Source organism: Marinicella marina (assembly GCF_030065545.1).
Classification (GTDB): Bacteria; Pseudomonadota; Gammaproteobacteria; order Xanthomonadales; family Marinicellaceae; genus Marinicella; species Marinicella marina.
In genome coordinates this window covers 173,964-192,549 of the sequence record NZ_JASJNC010000002.1, presented here as the reverse complement: position 1 = coordinate 192,549, position 18,586 = coordinate 173,964, and the positions used below count along the sequence as shown (strand labels likewise).

Sequence of the window (18,586 nt, the reverse complement as noted above, 5' to 3'; positions counted from 1 at the left end):
TAAAAAAGAGCTTCGGAATTTAAATGTCAGAAACACCAGATACCAATTCACGCACCGAAGTGGTGCGCGATACCATTGTTTTACAACTCAAATTAATCGTCGATGGCTTACGCGATTTGGCCCTGATGCCGTTGTGTTTTTTTGCTGCCTTGATTGGTTTGGTTATACACAGCGAACGACCTGGCCGCTATGTCTATCGCATCCTTAGCTACGGGCGGATGTCTGAAAAATGGATTGGCTTGTTTGATGACGCTGATAAAGACGAAATGGAACCAATCAAATATGAAGGTAAGAATTTTGATGATTTGATTGTGAAAACCCAAACTGCTTTTGAATCCAAATATGTTGATCCGGAAAAAAAAGACTTGCTGGTTAAAAAGCTGAATGAAGCTTTGAACGACATCAACGGTAAGATCAACCAGAGAAAATCAACTTAAAAACCATCATTGCTGATCATTGATGACTGCCATTAAATCTCTCAGTTTAAACGGCTTAGTAATCAGTTTATCTACTTCATTGATCTCACACAACTGCCTCAGTTCTTCGGATAAATCAGCCGTCATAATCACTGCTTTGGCGGTCACTCCGATAGACCTGCAGGCTTGAATGAACTCAATACCAGTCAAGTCAGGCAAATGATAATCCACCAACAACATGTCGTAATTGTTGTTATTGATGCCTGCCAAGGCATGATTAGCATCATCAAAAATATCCATCATATGACCCTCTTTTTCCAACAACTCGAGTAACAACTGCTGGTTAATTGGGTTATCCTCCACCACCAGAATATGCAAAGACTTGAGGTGCTTATCTGGACCAGCAAGTTCATTTTGCTTTGAGTGATCGATTCGTGCATTGAACAACTTTCTTAACTCGTCTGAATTCACCGGTAAATCCAAGCATCGATAAGTACCTTCATAATCCACACGATTGATGTAAGATGGCTTGAGCACATACACTGGCGTTAACTCGCGGTTAGCCGCCAGTATGGCTTCATCTGCTGTTGCTTTTTTAGCCTCAGATAGGCCAGGTAGGTGAAGCAAAATTAAACCATCGGTATTGGCCGATTCTTGTGCATTGATAGTCAGACCAGCAGCGCTGATGGCGTGCCTGATGGCTTGAATTAAGCCTTTGTTATTGTTGTCATCATGACTGATTAAATCGACTGACTTGTTTAAACTGGGCTTGACGTGGCTACCCTCAGCTAAATCCATCGGTATGCGACATTTTACGTTGGTTCCGATACCCACCTCACTGATGATTTCAATACTTCCTGACATTTTTTCTACCAACTTATTGACGATACTTAAACCCAAACCCGTACCACCGTATTTTCTGGTGATGGAGCTGTCTGCTTGAGTGAAAGGATCAAATAAAGTGGCCAAAGTTGCTTGTTCAATACCAATGCCGCTGTCATTGATCACTATTTCAACTTCATCATCATTGGGTTCGATCAGCAAGGAAACCGATCCCTGGTGGGTGAATTTGAAAGCATTGCTCAACAAATTCATAATGACTTGTTTTAAGCGCACGGAATCAACCATCCGTGATTGCTGTAAACCAGGGTGAATATCAACCCAAAACATCAGTTTTTTATTTTTACTGGTAGAGACAAAGGATTGAACCACTTGGTTGATTACTTGCACCAAATCAACCGGCCGCAGTTCAAGCACCAATTCTCCCGCTTCAATTTTAGACAAATCTAAAATGTCATTGATGATGTGCAATAAATGTTCACCCGACTCGGCCACAGCGTTGGCATAAAGGTGTTGTTCTTCGTTGAGCTCAGTTCCCAGTAGCAGTTCATTCATGCCCAAAATACCATTCATCGGTGTTCTTATTTCATGCGACACTTGCGCCAAAAAATCACTCTTGGCTTGATTCGATGCATTGGCCTGGGCAGCCAAATCATTAACTGCTTCGAACAGCCTGGCGTTTTCCAGAGCCAAAGATGATTGGGTGGCATACGCCTTAGCTAAACTGACATCAGATCGACTGAATGGTTTGTGTTTGCGGTGCAGCGCCACCAACCCCAAGCGGGCAGCAGAATGACTGAACAGCACCCACAACACATGACCCCTTTCTGACACTTCAGTGGCTTGCGTCAGATCGGCCTCAAACATTTGCAAGGCCCTGGCACCCAGCGCATTTTTTGCTGTTGTATCAAGTGTTTTATCGCTGAAAAGTTGGTAATTATTTTCGCTGTTCCAATAACTGACGGCCACATGATCAACCGCAATCTTGTCTTTGAACTGTTGTTTTATTTTCTCTAACAATTGATCTGTTTCCAGCGAACTGACCAGTGAGGTGGTTAATGACAACTGCGTCTCAGCAAATGCTTGGCTGGCATGGGCTTGATCAATCTCGGCGGTGTACTGCCAGCGCTTGCGGTAAAGGTAAAACAAAACCCCCATAAACAATAACCCAACCAAAGCGTACAACATATATGCCAGCTTGCTTTTCCACGGCGGTGCAGCGACTTCAAAATTGTAACTGACTGGTTCAGACCATAATTCCCCAAGGTTTCTGCCTCTGACCGAAAACTCATAATGCCCTGCCGGTAACTGGTGGAATGTGAGGCTGCCCTGTTGTGCTATGTTTTCCCATTCGCCATCAGCATGAATGCGGTATTGGTATTGGTGTTTTTCGGGGTTTTTGAAAGACAACAATTGGTAATCGAATGCCAAGCTGCCGTAATTGTAATCAAGTGCATCACCTATGGCGCTTGGTTGACCATTGAGGCTGGTTTGTTGCAGTATCATTTTAGGCTTTGATTGCATGCCTAAATTGGCGCCCACCTGATCATCGAGTTGCATCAATCCTGATTCGGTAAAGACCATGATTGAATCATCATACAACTGCTCAACAGCAATCACCTTATTATTGGGTAAGTTTTCAGCCACCGAATAACGCTGTACCACTTCATCACTCGTCGGATCAATCACCACCACTCCATCTTCAGAATCAATCCACAACAAGCCGTCGATCAATTCAATGCCTTGGGCATAGGCTGTTGAGATATTGGCATTGATGATGCCGGTGTCTTGCGCGACTAAATTATTCTCAGCCGTGTTGTACTCCAGCAACTTACCATTGGCCAGCAACCACAACTTTTCTGCCGCTGAATCCAGGGTTAAATCACTGAAACCTTCACTTGAATTAATTAAAGTGGTGGAGGTAACTGCAATGGGATCAAATTTTTCTAAGCCACGATTACCCACTAACCAGTAACTGCCTTGAGGGCCTTTGATTTGGCTTGAAAGGGTGTCGTTAAGCAGCTGCAAGGGTTGCTGCTTAACCGACAAATCTAACTTGTCGACGCTGTAAAGTTGCCGATCGCCGTACATGGTGAAATACAACAATTCACTGCTCTCAAACACCCCGGTAATGCCACCATCAAGCAAAGTTGTTTCAACCATCACAAAAGCTTGAGTTGCTGGATCAAAATAATACAAGCCACTGACGGCAGCCACCCACAACCGAAAATCACTGTCTTGATAAAACCCCACCACTGACTCTGGTAATGCCTGATTGTGATCAAAGCGTTGGATTGTTTTCAACTGACCTCGCTGGTAACGAAGCGCCTCCAATGAGTGTGCTCCGTTGTTGTATACCCAAAATGAATCCTCTAAATTACCATGATCACTTTGTACATATTCGATGCGGTTTTCAACCTGAGTTAAATCTTCAAATGGCAACAATATTTGGTGTTTGTCCCAGTCATTATTGAGTTTAATCACACCCTGCTCTTCAGTCGCTACCCAAATGTTCTGTTCATCATCTTCATACACCGAACGGATGCTGCTGTTTTTGCTGTGTGGTTTACCACGCTCCAAAAATTTAATTGCTACAATTTGATTGGCTCGGTACAAAATCAAGCCTTCTCGCGTGGCCAACCAGAGGTTGTCATTGGAATCAGCCATCAGGCTTCTGACCGTCAGACGCTCACCCATTAAATCAATGATGTTTTGTGCTGAAATCATCAACTCAAATGCATCGGTTGTTGGGTTCAGGCGATAAACACCTTGGTAGCCTGAAGCATAAATCAAGTTATCCTTGCCCACTGACAGGCTGTACATTCTGGCAGTGCGGTTATCGGCTGCGTCGTATTCGATGGCATAAGTCTTTGCACTCAGGTCAGTTGGGTTAATTTTGATGATGTGCCCTTCCAAGGTGGCCACCCAAATATCACCTGATTGATCGGTTTTACTGTCAAAAAAGCGCACCGAAGGCAGCCATTCGGTGTTTTCTAGATTCAGGTGCTTGAATTGCTTCGATGTCGGATGATAGATTGAAATACCGTGGTCAAACTGAAACACCCATACTTGGCCCTGCTTATCTGCAGTGATGGTAAAAACCACAGGATGTTCAATCCCATCACTGATACCTACGCCGACCGGCAATAATTCAAATTCATTACTGGCACGATGGTAACGTGCTAAACCGACATCATTCAAGCTCAACCAAATGTCCGTTTCGGTGCCATGAAACAAGGATATTTCATTGGCTGGCAACATGTCAGCAGCCAAAGTGTCTTGCTTAAAATTAACAAAGTTTTGACTGTCAAATCGACTCATACCACCGTGGGTACCAAACCACATATAACCATCTGAATCTTGTTCTATTTGTGTGACTTTATTGCCAGCCAATCCCTCGTAAGTATCATAGACTTCGATGTTGACAAATTTGACTGAACTGATTTCAGCGAACACTGCACCAGCGAATATCATGCTCAGAATAAAGGCCACTTTTTGGTAGGTTACAGATGCTGTCATTGGGTTCATGCTTCAGGTATCCAGAATGTTGAGCTGCCAATCAGGTCTGCCCGAGTAGACAGCTTTAACTAATTGTCCTGTGACTATCATAACTTAAAACCAACTGATTTTCTGAATTTGCAAGGTGGCATCACATGTTATAATCGTGCAACGATTTGATGATTCAAATCACCGGGACAAAAACTCCACAATGCTTGGCATCAACGTTGTGCTTGATTGAGCGCACGATTGAATACGTTGCTATGCCTGCTGCCAAATAAGAAAACTATGAATCAATTAAAAAGCTATGCCAAAGGACAATGGCACACTGCCAAAGAAGGATTTAAGACCTGTAACCACGCCATCAATGGCCAAGCCATTGCGCAGATTTCCAGCGCCGGCCTAGACTTTTCTGGCATGTTGGACTATGCCAAAACCACTGGCCAAGCTGCTTTGGCCAAAATGACATTCCACGAAAGAGCCTTGATGCTGAAAGAATTAGCACTTTACCTGACCTCAAGGAAAAAAGAATTTTATCAATTATCGGCTGCCACTGGTGCCACCAAACTGGACTCATGGATCGATATCGATGGTGGTATCGGCACTTTGTTTGTCTATTCGGGCAAAGGCCGACGAGAAATGCCAGACCACCACATTTTGTTAGACGGTCCACCTGAACACATTTCTAAAAACGGTACCTTCTTGGCGCAGCACATATGCACCTCGCTACAAGGCGTGGCCATTCATATCAACGCCTTTAACTTCCCTTGTTGGGGCATGTTAGAAAAACTGGCTCCCAGTCTTCTGGGTGGCGTACCCGCCATCGTTAAGCCGGCATCAGACACGGCATACTTAACTGAATTGATGTTCCAGGCGATGATAGATTCAGGGGTGTTACCTGAAGGCTCGGTGCAACTTATCTGTGGTTCAACCGGTAATTTATTGGACTTATTGACTTGCCAAGATGTGGTGGCATTCACCGGTTCAGCAGCCACTGGTCAGTACCTCAAATCCAGAGATAACATCACCAAAAATGCCGTGCGGTTCACCATGGAAGCTGATTCATTGAACTGTTCTATTCTGACCCCTGATGCCACGCCTGACACTCCGGAATTTGATTTGTATGTCAAAGAAGTGGTCAGGGAAATGACCGTTAAAGCCGGACAGAAATGTACCGCCATCAGACGGGCCATTGTGCCAGCCGAACTGACCGATGCCGTGGCCCAAGCCATCAGCAAAGAATTGGCTGAAGTCACCATCGGTGACCCCACAATAGAAGGTGTAAAAATGGGTTCGTTGGCCAGCATGGCACAACAACAAGAAGTCAGAGAACGGGTGGCTGAGTTACAACAAAGCTGTGAATTGATCTATGGCGACCCCAATCAAGTGGCAGTCACCGGCGCCAATGACGAAGCCGGCGCTTTTGTCTCACCAATTTTGTTATTAAATAAACAACCGTTGGTTCACCACCAAGCCCATGACATCGAAGCTTTTGGACCGGTTTCCACTTTGATGCCCTATGACACGCTGGCAGAAGCTGGACAGCTGGCAAACTTGGGCCAAGGTTCTTTGGTGGGTTCTATTTTTGGCCAAGACGATGATGCGGTATGTGAATTGGTTAATCGCACCGCTGCCTTCCATGGTCGTTTGATGTTGATCAACCGCGATTCAGCTGGTGAATCATCAGGCCACGGTTCGCCCTTGCCTCATCTAGTACATGGTGGTCCGGGCCGCGCCGGTGGTGGTGAAGAGATGGGTGGTATCCGTGGTGTTAAACATTACATGCAACGCACAGCCATCCAAGGCTCACCAACTACCCTGACTAAACTGACTGCAAAATACATGCCCAAAGCAGCCACCATTGAGCCACCAACGCACCCATTCAAATTACACTATGAAGAATTAGCAGTGGGTCAAGCCATCACCACAGCCAGTCGAGAGATTACTTTGGGTGATATCGAAGCCTTTGCTGATTTATCGGGCGATCATTTTTATGCCCACATGGATGAGGATGCCGCTGCCCGCAACCCGTTTTTTGATGGGCGTGTGGCCCATGGTTATTTCTTGGTTTCAATGGCTGCCGGTTTATTTGTTTATCCCGACGAGGGCCCTGTATTGGCTAATTATGGCTTGGATGATTTGCGCTTTACTGAACCGGTTTATCCCGGTGATGTCATCACCATTCAACTGACCTGCAAACAAAAATCTTACCGCCGGGGTAAGGGTTACGGCGAAGTGCGGTGGGATTTACAAGCCATTAACCAGCATGATGAAGTGGTGGCAGCTTACGATATTTTAACCATGGTGGCATCAAACAGCGAACCCTTTGCGGAGTGAGTTATGTCTTGGATTTCAAAATTCATTCTTAAAATACTTGGCTGGCAAGTCATCAACGAGTTACCAGATGAAAAAAAATACATGTTGATAGCTGCACCCCATACCAGTAATTGGGATTTTCCATTGGGGCTGTTGGTTAAGTTTTCAGAAAAAATAAAACTCAACTATTTAGGTAAAGGGGCGTTGTTTGACTCCCCCTTTGGTTGGTTTTTTCGTGCCTTGGGCGGTATTCCAGTCTACCGCAAGAAAAAACTCAACATGGTCGACCAAATGGTTGAACAGTTCAACCAAAGAGAAAAAATGATACTGGCGATGTCACCAGAGGGCACCCGCGCTTACTTGGATTTTTGGAAATCAGGCTTTTATCACATCGCCTACAAAGCTGGCGTACCGATCGCCATGGGCACACTGGATTTTGGTAATAAAATGGTGCGGCTGGGTAACGCCTTTATGCCGACCGGCAACATCCATGAGGACATGAAAATCATCGGCGAATTTTTCGCTGGCGTGAAAGGCAAAAAGCCAGAAAACCAAGGGCCGATTGCAGTTAAACCATAAAACGGGCGTTCAACAATTAGTAGAAATTTTATATGCTGAAGAACTTGCACCTTTTCACAGAATTTGAACTGAAACTGGGCTTAAATGCTCGGTTCAATGATAAATAAGAAAAAACCATTCAATTATCAAGCATTTGTTGTAAACTACACCGTTGAATGATATTTCACTAACAGCCTTGGAGTGACTATGAAAAAATTAACTAAATTAGCCATTGTACTGATCTTTGCCCTAGCGATGAGTGCATGTAAGAAAGACGTAAAACCGCCTGTCGAAACCGACAACAATAACACCGATACTGACACCACTGTGGTTGAGACCACACCGGTACCAACCGACGGCATGATTTGTTGTAACCCTGCGGATCTGGAAAACCCAGATAGCTTGTTATCACAGCGCAAGGTCTACTTTGATTACGACCAGTCAACCATCCGCTCTGAGTACCGCAAAATGTTGTCATTGCATGCCCGCTATTTACAACAAAACCCATCAGCTCGCATGACCATTGAAGGTCACGCCGATGAAAGGGGTTCACGCGAGTACAACTTGGCGCTGGGTGAGAAACGTGGTTATGCCATTGCTAACTTATTGCGTGCACAAGGTGCTGCAGTGGGTCAAGTGGCTGTAGTCAGCTACGGTGAAGAGCGACCTGAAGAAATGTGTAGTAACGATTCATGTTGGTCTAAGAACCGTCGTGGCGTTATCATCTACACCGCTAAATAAACAGCTGATTGATAAACTTTCATCAATTTTGATGGTCAAAAACCCGGCTTATGTCGGGTTTTTTACATCCACGCATTGAACAATTTACAGAGGTGCTTATGAAACACATCACAATCATGGCTTTGTCTTTACTGATCACACAAGTGGCCACAGCCCAAAAAATGTCAATCCAAGACCGCCTGCTCAAACTGGAACAAGAAACCGCAGGCCAAAGCAATAACAACGTTGGTGACTTGGTGATTCAGGTACAGCAGTTACAAGCCCAAATCGCTCAATTACAGGGCACCATCGAAGAGCAGAACTTTAAAATTTCAGAGCTACAAGAGCGTCAAAAGGTTTTGTATGTGGATGTTGATTCGAGGCTCACCCAATTAGAACAAGGTAAATTGGCTGGTGCAGTGAATAACAACAACGAACTGGTGGTCGACAGCAGTGCCGGTGACCAAGCTGACAGCACCGTCAGGTTATCACCACCTGAATTGGGGCGTGCTGCCATCACACCACCTGAAGTGCGAGAGTCGGTCGATGCCCAGTTATCGACCAACAGCCTCAACCAGGCCAGTCTTAATGCCACCTCCAATACCACCGACCCAGCGATTGACCAAGCCTATCAAAATGCCTTCAGCCAATTAAAAGCCGGTCGTTTCAATGAGTCAGCACGGTTGTTTGAAGACTTTATCCAAGCCAACCCGAATCATGAACTCACCGACAACTCCTATTACTGGTTGGGTGAAAGTTATTACGTCACGCGCAATTACCCATTGGCCTTGTCGGCTTTTCAAACTTTGGCGAATGAATTTCCACTGAGCAGTAAATTGGCTGATTCCTTGCTGAAAATTGGTTACACCTACCATGAGCTGGAAGACTTCCAACAAGCCCAACAGGCACTGAATAAAGTGGTTGAATCATTCCCCAATGAATCAGTGGCTCGCTTGGCACAGAATCGTCTGAACCTATTACGCCGAGAAGGCAAAATTAACTGATGCCGAAACGCGACAAACAACTGAAGATTTTTGAAATCTTTCACTCACTACAAGGTGAAAGTAATTTTTCAGGTCTGCCGACTGTTTTTGTGCGTCTGACCGGTTGTCCACTGCGCTGTACTTGGTGCGACACTGAGTATGCTTTTTTTGGCGGTGAGTGGATGCATTTTGATGACATTTTGGCCAGCATTAAGCTACATGGCACACCTTATGTGTGTGTCACCGGTGGTGAACCATTGGCGCAAAAACGGGTGTTGGGTTTATTAGATCTGCTGGTTGGTGAGGGCTTTACGGTCTCACTTGAAACCGCCGGCTCTATTCCTGTGGCTGAGGTTAATCCTGCGGTCATCAAAGTGATTGATATGAAAGCGCCCGGCTCCGGTGAAGAGACCAAAAACCATTATGAAAACTTATCATTACTGAACCCAGCGGACCAAGTTAAATTTGTGGTCGCCGATGAAAAAGACTATGCATGGAGTAAGTCCATCATCGATGAACACCAACTGCAACAAAAATGTCAGGTCTTACTGTCACCCGTGGCTGATGTGTTGGCACCGAAACAATTGGCTGAATGGATCCTGCGCGATCAACTGCCTGTGAGGTTTCAGATTCAACTGCATAAACACCTTTGGGGTGACCAACCAGGTACATAAAGGATAGAAACATGAATAAAAAATGTGTGGTTTTACTGTCAGGTGGACTTGATTCCTCAACCTGTTTGGCGGTGGCTAAAAATGCCGGTTATGACTGCTTTACCCTGTCAATAGATTACGGCCAAAGACACTTGGCAGAACTCAACGCCTCAACCACTATCGCCAACAGCATGAGTGACAATCCGCACAAAGTAGTACAAATCAACTTGGATTCAATTGGTGGCTCGGCACTGACCGACAGTGACATAGATGTGCCTGATTTTGATGCGGCTCAAACTGAAATTCCGGTGACCTACGTGCCAGCAAGAAACACCATTTTCTTATCAACAGCACTGGCCTATGCCGAAGTGGTGGGTGCCCAAGCCATCTATATTGGCGTCACAGCGGTGGACTATTCAGGCTACCCCGATTGTCGCGCCGAATACATCCAAGCCTTTGAGACCATGGCTAATTTAGCCACCAAAGCTGGAGTAGAAGGTAACTTGCTTAAAATCGTCACACCGTTGATTGATTTAGACAAAGCCAAAATCATTCAGCTGGGTGATTCATTGGGTTTTGATTACAGCCAAACGGTCAGCTGTTACAGCGCCAACGCCGCTGGTGAGGCCTGTGGTGTGTGTGATTCATGTCATTACCGCCGCCAAGGATTCAAGGAGGCCGGCATTGATGATCCCACCAGGTACGTTGTCAGCTCTGAGCAGTAAGTCATGCATGCCATCATCACCCAACTGAACACCTACCCGATCAAATCATGTGCGGCCATCTCCCACCAAAACATTGTAGTCAATGAAATGGGGCTGGCTGGAGATCGCCAATACATGGTCGTTGATGAAGACGGGGTGTTCTTGTCACAAAGAAAACACCCTGAAATGGCCCTGATTAAACCTGAACTGACAGCCACTAACTTGTCACTTTCAGCACCTGGCATGCCGAACATCACGGTATCAGCAGCTGATTCAAATGCAACTAAAACAGTCACGGTGTGGAAGGATTCATTACAAGCCCATCTGGTAGATAACGATTTGAGTCAATGGTTATCAACCTACCTCAAACAGACAGTTGCATTGGTCCATTACGGTACAGAGAGTCAACGCCCGATTGATTCTGCCTATGCCATTCAAGGTGAAACAGTGGCTTTTGCTGATGGCTACCCTATTTTAGTGACCCATGAAGCTTCATTGGCAGACTTGAACCAACTGCTGCCAAAAGCTGTTGGCATGGACCGTTTCAGAGCCAATGTGGTGGTAAAAACCGAGCAAGCCCCTTGGGCTGAAATGCAATGGCAAAGCATCAGCACCGAAAGTTTTCAAGCAGATTTAGTCAAACCATGTACACGCTGTGTCATGACCGGTGTTGACCAACAAAAAGGTCAACAAACCGGCAGTACTGTGCTGAAAACGTTAGCCAATGAACGACCACAAAATGGCCAAGCCATCTTTGGCATCAATGCCATACCCAACATTCATAACGGTCAGAACATGCAGTTATCTGTTGGACAGTCAGTACAGGTAATACAAAAAAACACCACTGAAAACCAGCTGTAAAGCAAACAGCACCACACCAAACAGCAACAAACGGTGTGCTTGGGCGAAAAATGCACGCAAACGAATGCCCAACCCTATGGCTACCATGGCAACGAGAAAAAAGAAATCGCCGACTTCAATCAGCCAGTTACGTTGTGACTCACCGATCCAATGCAACTGATCAATCACCATCAGCGCCACAAAGGCCCAAATGAACCAAGGTATCCAGCGCAGCCATGACCCTGTTGTGGCGTCAGTACCTTGGCTGTTCTCACGTCCCCAGTACTTGCCTTTTAACAGCAACAATAACAACAAAGGCAACAACAACAACAAGATGCGACACATCTTAATCAGTACAGCGGTCTGCCCCACCCCCTCATTAACCGCAAAACCCGCAGCCACCACATGGCCCATGGACTGTAGGGTGTTACCAATCATGATGCCTTTTTGTTTAACCAAATCAGCAAACACCCAAGGCAACAACCAGGCCAGAAAAAAAATCCCGACAAAGCCCAAGAAATTAACCAATACCAGCGCCTGAGAAGCAGCCAGGCTCGGAGCCTTAATGACTTTCTGTACAGCCATAATTGCCGCGGAGCCGCAGATGGCTTGACCGCTGGCCACCAAAGTGGTCTGCTGCACGGATAAACCGAAAGGTCGGGCCAACAGCCGCGCCATCATAAAAGTAAACAGCACAGACAAGCCAATGAACAACAACACCAGGTTATCTACAGCAGCCATCACTTGCCAATCAAGTTGCAAGGCCAGTAATGCCACTGCAATCGACAAGCCATGTGACTCACACCATTTGATACCCGCGTCATAAACAGCAGGTATGGGCAATAAATTAGCCACCATGAAACCCAAAATGATCGCAGCCAAGGTCGAATTGATACCGATCTGAGGCTGCAGTAGCAGACACAACAAAACCAGTCCAACCGTTAATGCCATGCCGCTTATGTGTTGAATGATCAAGCGCATGTGCCCATTGTAAATCAATCCGACTGTTGGGCTCAGTATAAGTCCAGGTAAATCATCATAAGAAAGACATACACCAGACTAAAAAACAACGCGATTGTTACTCATGGCGGCATTTTTTTGCTAAAATTTTAATTCCTTATAAAAATCATAACCCATGCAACTCATTAAACCCCTTATTGTGCTATGTACTTTTATTGCTATCACGGCAGTTAACCATGAAATATCAGTACCCCAGACCAGCACCATTGATCAAACAACTTTTTTGCAAAATAAACAAATCTATAGCAGCAAAAAATCGAAAAAACAATTTGATAAACCCGGTGAAGCAGCGGCATGGATTGCAGAAGGATTGACCACACCCAAGGGCTTTACACCCGCCCAATTGAACCTGCAATACCAAGCTGAAATCAAAGCAGCCAAAGCCAGTAAAAATAATCAGAACCTACCAGCCTTGGCCTTTGAAGAACTGGGACCAGGGGTGTTTGGCGGACGCATCAGGGGTTTTGTCATGCACCCAGAACGTGAAGGTCATTTGTTGGCTGGTGGCGTATCTGGTGGCGTGTGGAAATCCACCGATGATGGTCAGAGCTGGGAGGCTAAAACCGACTTTCTGGAAAACATTGCCATTGGTAGTATGCTGATAGACCCAGATAACCCGGAAAAAGTTTACTTAGGCACCGGAGAAGGCTTCTTTAATTTTGATGCCGCCCGTGGTTTTGGTATGTTCGTATCAGAAGATTTTGGTGAAACTTGGCAACGTTTTGGGGCCACTACTGGCTCCGATTTTCACTATGTCAACCGCATGGTCAAAATCCCCAACAGCAATGAACTCTTAGCAGCCACTTCCACTGGCATTTGGAAAACCGATAACAATGGGCAGCAATGGAATGAGGTCAGTGGAGTAAATGTAACTGGTAGAGGTTTTACTGACTTACAAATTAACCCTTCAAATCCAAATCATTTATTGGCTTATCACTTTGGAAATGAAAATACTGCCACTGTAAACTTTAATGTTAACGCACCTGCTAATCTAGCTGGAAATTATGACGCTATCCCTGCAAGCTTTGGACCCAGCATCAACACCAATGTGATTGCTGGAGAGCTTTTATTAGTTCAGGACATTGTAAGCCCGGGTCGTGACGGTTGTGATCGCATGATTAGCGATTTGACAGATAAGATTGCCTTGATTCAGAGAGGCAGTTGTAACTTCACCCAGAAAGTTCTCAACGCACAGGATGCCGGTGCGATAGCGGTAGTAGTCTATCAAAACTCCAATGAAGCACCATTTACTATGGGCGGCACTGCTGAAAACATCAACATTCCTGCCTTGATGATTGCAAAAAATGACGGTGATCGTTTCATAGAATCGGGAACTACAGTCAATGTATCTATCAATGCCAGTGATCAACTTTCACTTGAGCGTTACATCTTGCTAACAGAGGATGGTGGCGATGCTTGGTCTAAATTAGATAATAACGGACTGCCAGAACTTGATGTCTTGCGCATGGAAATTGGTTTTGGTAGTGATGGGAAAACCTATATCGCTGCATCAAAAGACGCAGAAGATTTAGAAAATGGTGGCACCAACGGCACGATCGGTTTGTACCGCTCCATTGGTTCGGATAATCAAAATTTTGAAAAAACCGCATCCAACACCAACTTCATCGAACGACAAGGCTGGTATGACATGGCCATAGCGGTCAATCCCAGTGACTCTGATCATGTCATCATGGGTGCCATTGATTTGTACAGCACCCAAAATGGCGGTGACTTCATTGACCGCAATACCTTTTGGTTTTCCCCCCCTGGTTTCACAGATCGTTACATTCATGCCGATCATCACGGCTACTTTTTCAGCCCTTTCAACACTGAGCACATATATGTGGTTAATGACGGTGGCGTGGCCAAATCCGAAGATGGCGGTGACAGTTGGATGGCATTAAATAATGGTCTGAATATATCTCAGAGTTACGGCATTGATGTCAGCCCTGATGGCAGTCAAGTGATTTCAGGCACCCAAGACAACGGTGCCAAACTCTATTTTGGAGATGAGCAAACCTGGTTACCATGGGCTGGGGGTGATGGTGGTTACAGTGGATGGGACCAACAGCAGCCTCAGTTCATTTACGGCTCATTTCCTAATGGTGAGATTTATGGTTCAAATGATGGAGGCTTATCAATTCAGCGTATGGAGTTGCCAGATACTGAGGGTGCTCGATTCATTCAACCATTTGTCTTAGATGAAAAAAATGGCAATAGATTGCTTGTAGGTACCGATAAAGTTTATTTCACCAACAATGCCCGATCGCTGGCCTCAGCCACTTGGACTGATTTAACTGGCTCCATCAACGGTACAGGTGTTTCGGCATTGGCATTCAACCCCCACCAAAGTAATGTTGCCTACGCGGGTATGGTTACGTCAGATGCATTAGGCACTAACCAAATCATTCGCATCAGTGGCTTGGGCTCAACCAATACGGTCACTGATATTGGTCCACCGAACAGTTTAGGTGTTGATGGTACCGTGGTGACAGATATCAAAGTTGATACTTTTGATACGTCAGGAAATACGGTTTATGCCACGTTTGGCGGCTATTTCAGTAACAGAATCTTGAGAACCACCGACGGCGGCAACAGCTGGACCAGCATTTCAAATGATTTACCCAACATGCCGTTGTGGCAAGTGATCAATGACCCTACCGATGCCAATGTACTGTATGTGGGCAGTGAGTTAGGCTTATGGGTGGGCACCCAGTCGAGCAATACCTACAACTGGGAACAATTCGATTACGGCAGTGCATTCACTCGCGTGATTGATTTGGTCTGGCGCAACGATGCCCTTTATATTGGTACCCATGGCCGCGGCACTTTCAAAGCCACCAAGGCTGCCATTGAGGTTGAACTGGTTAAATTCATTGCTGATAATTCCAGCTGTGACACCGATAACTTTTTGGATCGCGGCGAAGCCGGCGAGCTGATTGTTGCTCTGACCAATCAATCAGCCAGAAACTTCGACAGTGTGAACGTGTCATTTGATCTGCCCGGTGTTATCGGTTTCACCAACGCCAACCAAACCATCGCCTTAGATGGATTTGCGGCACAACAGATTTCTATCCCTGTCGAATTGGACGCTGGGGCAGCCTGTTTGGCTGATTTGAATGTGCCAGTCAGTGTCGATACTGGTGATCTCACTTATGAAACCAGCATCAGCCTAACCACTGCAGCCAATCAAGCCTTTACCACCTCAACCACATTCAGCGACGATGCTGAAACCAATGACAGCCAATTAAAATCTGTGCTGGCCTTTGGTAATGACGGTTGGATCAGGGTTTCTGACAACGTGAATTCGGGCGACAGCAGCTGGTTCACCACCAATGAAAATGCCTATTCAGATAAATCACTTATTACGCCTTGGTTGACTTTTGATGCCGGCGGCAACGTCATTCGTTTCGCCATGTCCTATGACACCGAAGGCGATACCTCACAATATTGGGATGGTTTGGTCTTGGAAATGCGCCTCAAAGGTTCTGATTTGTGGTTTGATATCGGCCACCTCAGCTCGGTGCCATATGACGGTCAATTGAACACCAACAACACCGCCCAAGCACAATTCGCCTGGTCAGGAACGCAACTGGAATGGCGTGATGCTTCAATCAACCTCGGATCTGAGTATGCTGGAAAAACCGCACAAATCAGGTGGCGCATGGTGTCTGATACCAACACCGCTCAAGAAGGTTTTTGGTTAGATGACATCACCATCAGTCGCGTGATTGCCCCTGCATCATTGACCTGTGATGAATGCATCAGCGATGCCAACAGCCTGGTTCCTAACAGAGGCCCATGGTATGATCCGGCACGTGATGGCCACGGCTTTATCATTGAATCATTTGGTAGGGACATGCTGTTTTATACCATGTTTTATACTTTTGATGATCAAGGCAATCCAGAATGGTTCAATTCATTGACCACACTGGAAAATGGGGTTTTGAATCCTGAATTTGCTGCGGGCACCATCAACGGATTCACTTATAACACCGATGTGAATCCTGCTGAGGTTGATCCACTGATACTGGATACCCAATTAGATGGCCGATTAACCATAAATTTCAATAACGCTGAAATCAGAAACGATCCCGCTTGCCTAGATGGTACGCCTCGCAACTTAGATTTCGCCGCATTGGCCACTTGGAAGTTGGATGACGTAACCCGTTCGTGGTGTATTGAACCCTTAGTGGCTAACAAGAATCGTCCAGATCATGATTTTGGTACCGGCTGGTGGGCTGGTCCGAATGATAATGGCTGGGGTTATTCTCTGGCTCAAGTCAATGACTTGATGATTGCTTATATCTTTTATTACGATGCCGAAGGCAAACCACGTTGGTCTACTGGCTTCAAAGAAGGATTCAAAGCTGGTCAAGACATCACTGTCCCAATGGCAGATGTATTTGGTTATGGCCGCACGCAGTCTCTGGTCGAGAGAAGCTTTGTACCCAATGGCAGCATCACCTTGAATCTGTCCAACACTTTCAGGGACTTAGATACTGATGGCACCACCAGCATTGATATCACTTACCAAGGTGCTGAAGGCGGCAGGTGGCTCAGGAATAACAGCAAAATCATGAATCTGTTACAAGAACATTAACCCAAGTATCAGGTGTAAAAAAACCCAGTCTTTTGACTGGGTTTTTTTATAATTAAAATACTACAGCTTCAGTAAGCGTAAATGTCAAACAGCTCATCCAAGTTTTTGTTCCACACGCCATGGTATTTACCCAGTTTTCTTTCCGCCGGTGTGGCGTAAGTATCAGCGATTACCTGTAGTGGTTCGAGGAATATACTCTCGTCTTTACCACAGGGCGATTTAATCGCTCTTTTAACCAAGCCCTTGCGTGCCATATCCAGCATCTGTAAGGCCAAATCCCTGACGTTACCACCTCTGAAAGCCGTGCTCAAGCCCAGTTTAGGCACCTCATTGCGCAGATGCTCATGTTCTGCCAAAGACCAATCACTGACCATTTCACTGGCTGCATCCAACTGCTCTTGATCATACAACAAGCCAATCCACAAAGCCGGTAAAGCACAAATGCGGCGCCAAGGTCCGCCATCAGCACCGCGCATTTCCAGAAATTTCTTTAATCTGACCTCCGGAAATGCAGTGGTCAAATGATCCTCCCAATCTTTCATCGTGGGCAATTCACCCGGCAGAACCGATAACTTACCTGCCATAAAATCTCTGAATGATAAGCCAGCTGCATCGATGTACTTTCCATCTCTGTAGACAAAATACATCGGCACATCAAGCATGTAATCTACGTATCGCTCAAAGCCCATTCCATCCTCAAAGACGAATGGTATGATGCCACAACGATCGGCATCGGTATCAGTCCATATGTGCGAACGGTAACTGACAAAGCCATTGCTGCGCCCTTCGGTAAAAGGAGAGTTAGCAAACAACGCTGTGGCTATCGGCTGCAATGCCAATGAAACCCTGAATTTCTTGACCATATCTGCTTCAGATGAAAAGTCTAAATTGGCTTGAATGGTACAAGTTCTTTTCATCATATCCAAACCTAAGCTGCCGACCTTAGGCATGTAATTACTCATGATGCCATAACGCCCCTTTGGCATGTACTCGATGTCTGAACGGGCCGCAGTGGGGTGAAAACCCATACCCAGAAAAGCACTGCCTAGGGGTTCGGCAACTGCTTTGACCTCTTTTAAATGTAACCCAGTTTCGCTACAAGTTAAATGCACATCAGCCAGCGGTGCACCCGATAATTCCAACTGTCCACCCGGTTCTAAAGTGATTGAGCAACCATCTCTTTTCAGAGCAATCACATCGTCACCCTCATATTCGGGCTGCCAATTAAACTGCTCAGCCAATCCATTCAAGATGTCTCTGATACCGCCAGGTTCAGCATAATGTAACGGCTGATTGTTGTCTCGATGAAAACCAAACTTTTCGTGTTCTGTGCCTACTTTCCATTCAGACTTCGGTTTGCAACCTGAAGCCAAATAGTCAACCAATTGGTTTTTTGCCTTGATGTGTTGTTTTTTCATGTTTCGCGGTCAATAAC

General features: G+C 45.7%; 12 protein-coding genes. 9 read left to right on the top strand and 3 right to left on the bottom strand.

Features of this window, described 5'->3' with window-relative positions; all coding sequences use genetic code 11:
- Nucleotides 1-23 precede the first annotated feature (23 nt).
- Nucleotides 24-437, top strand: coding sequence for a hypothetical protein (locus QNI24_RS03550; RefSeq protein ID WP_267174907.1), 414 nt, complete (start codon nt 24-26; stop codon nt 435-437).
- A 6-nt stretch (nt 438-443) separates the two neighbouring features.
- Here the strand turns inward: QNI24_RS03550 and QNI24_RS03545 are convergent, their stop codons facing one another.
- Complete coding sequence (locus QNI24_RS03545) at nt 444-4,775, bottom strand: ATP-binding protein (protein ID WP_267174906.1); 4,332 nt, start codon at nt 4,773-4,775, stop codon at nt 444-446.
- A 267-nt stretch (nt 4,776-5,042) separates the two neighbouring features.
- Between QNI24_RS03545 and paaZ the strand changes: the two genes are divergently transcribed.
- From paaZ to QNI24_RS03510, 7 genes are all read left to right on the top strand, one after another.
- Nucleotides 5,043-7,091: a phenylacetic acid degradation bifunctional protein PaaZ gene (gene paaZ, locus QNI24_RS03540; protein WP_267174905.1), complete on the top strand. Its 2,049-nt coding sequence runs from the start codon at nt 5,043-5,045 to the stop codon at nt 7,089-7,091.
- A 3-nt stretch (nt 7,092-7,094) separates the two neighbouring features.
- Nucleotides 7,095-7,649: a lysophospholipid acyltransferase family protein gene (locus QNI24_RS03535; protein ID WP_267174904.1), complete on the top strand. Its 555-nt coding sequence runs from the start codon at nt 7,095-7,097 to the stop codon at nt 7,647-7,649.
- Between the two features lie 186 nt (nt 7,650-7,835).
- Nucleotides 7,836-8,369: a peptidoglycan-associated lipoprotein Pal gene (pal, locus tag QNI24_RS03530; protein WP_267174903.1), complete on the top strand. Its 534-nt coding sequence runs from the start codon at nt 7,836-7,838 to the stop codon at nt 8,367-8,369.
- A gap of 98 nt (nt 8,370-8,467) precedes the next feature.
- Nucleotides 8,468-9,352 carry a tol-pal system protein YbgF gene (gene ybgF / locus QNI24_RS03525; protein ID WP_267174902.1) on the top strand — a complete coding sequence of 295 codons (885 nt, stop codon included), beginning with the start codon at nt 8,468-8,470 and terminating at the stop codon, nt 9,350-9,352.
- The gene (queE, locus tag QNI24_RS03520) at nt 9,352-10,005 is read left to right on the top strand and encodes a 7-carboxy-7-deazaguanine synthase QueE (RefSeq protein ID WP_267174901.1); all 654 of its coding nucleotides are present in this window, start codon (nt 9,352-9,354) and stop codon (nt 10,003-10,005) included. Before ybgF ends, queE begins: the two co-directional genes overlap by 1 nt.
- Nucleotides 10,006-10,016: 11 nt before the next feature.
- Complete coding sequence (gene queC, locus QNI24_RS03515) at nt 10,017-10,709, top strand: 7-cyano-7-deazaguanine synthase QueC (protein WP_267174900.1); 693 nt, start codon at nt 10,017-10,019, stop codon at nt 10,707-10,709.
- Nucleotides 10,710-10,712: 3 nt separating this feature from the next.
- Nucleotides 10,713-11,549, top strand: a complete 837-nt coding sequence (locus QNI24_RS03510) for an MOSC domain-containing protein (protein ID WP_267174899.1) — start codon at nt 10,713-10,715, stop codon at nt 11,547-11,549.
- On the opposite strand, the gene QNI24_RS03505 is transcribed toward QNI24_RS03510, so the two are convergent.
- Entirely contained in the window at nt 11,505-12,509 is a 1,005-nt protein-coding gene (locus QNI24_RS03505) for a YeiH family protein (RefSeq protein ID WP_283708492.1), read from the bottom strand. The genes QNI24_RS03510 and QNI24_RS03505 overlap by 45 nt on opposite strands.
- Before the next feature lie 154 nt (nt 12,510-12,663).
- Between QNI24_RS03505 and QNI24_RS03500 the strand changes: the two genes are divergently transcribed.
- A complete protein-coding gene (locus QNI24_RS03500; RefSeq protein WP_267174897.1) occupies nt 12,664-17,151 on the top strand; it encodes a PA domain-containing protein in 4,488 nt (1,495 codons plus the stop codon).
- Between the two features lie 68 nt (nt 17,152-17,219).
- Here QNI24_RS03500 and QNI24_RS03495 read toward each other — a convergent pair whose 3' ends face one another.
- Nucleotides 17,220-18,569 (bottom strand): glutamate--cysteine ligase, encoded by a 1,350-nt coding sequence (locus QNI24_RS03495; protein ID WP_267174896.1) that lies wholly within the window; start codon nt 18,567-18,569, stop codon nt 17,220-17,222.
- Nucleotides 18,570-18,586: the final 17 nt, after the last annotated feature.

What these genes read in the sequence shown, in the direction of transcription:
- QNI24_RS03550 (WP_267174907.1), top strand. Translation starts at nt 24, where the DNA reads ATGTCAGAAACACCAGATACCAATTCACGCACCGAAGTGGTGCGCGAT.
- QNI24_RS03505 (WP_283708492.1), bottom strand. Translation starts at nt 12,509, where the DNA reads ATGCGCTTGATCATTCAACACATAAGCGGCATGGCATTAACGGTTGGA.
- pal (WP_267174903.1), top strand. Translation starts at nt 7,836, where the DNA reads ATGAAAAAATTAACTAAATTAGCCATTGTACTGATCTTTGCCCTAGCG.
- QNI24_RS03500 (WP_267174897.1), top strand. Translation starts at nt 12,664, where the DNA reads ATGCAACTCATTAAACCCCTTATTGTGCTATGTACTTTTATTGCTATC.
- QNI24_RS03545 (WP_267174906.1), bottom strand. Translation starts at nt 4,775, where the DNA reads ATGACAGCATCTGTAACCTACCAAAAAGTGGCCTTTATTCTGAGCATG.
- QNI24_RS03495 (WP_267174896.1), bottom strand. Translation starts at nt 18,569, where the DNA reads ATGAAAAAACAACACATCAAGGCAAAAAACCAATTGGTTGACTATTTG.
- paaZ (WP_267174905.1), top strand. Translation starts at nt 5,043, where the DNA reads ATGAATCAATTAAAAAGCTATGCCAAAGGACAATGGCACACTGCCAAA.
- queC (WP_267174900.1), top strand. Translation starts at nt 10,017, where the DNA reads ATGAATAAAAAATGTGTGGTTTTACTGTCAGGTGGACTTGATTCCTCA.
- QNI24_RS03510 (WP_267174899.1), top strand. Translation starts at nt 10,713, where the DNA reads ATGCATGCCATCATCACCCAACTGAACACCTACCCGATCAAATCATGT.
- queE (WP_267174901.1), top strand. Translation starts at nt 9,352, where the DNA reads ATGCCGAAACGCGACAAACAACTGAAGATTTTTGAAATCTTTCACTCA.
- ybgF (WP_267174902.1), top strand. Translation starts at nt 8,468, where the DNA reads ATGAAACACATCACAATCATGGCTTTGTCTTTACTGATCACACAAGTG.
- QNI24_RS03535 (WP_267174904.1), top strand. Translation starts at nt 7,095, where the DNA reads ATGTCTTGGATTTCAAAATTCATTCTTAAAATACTTGGCTGGCAAGTC.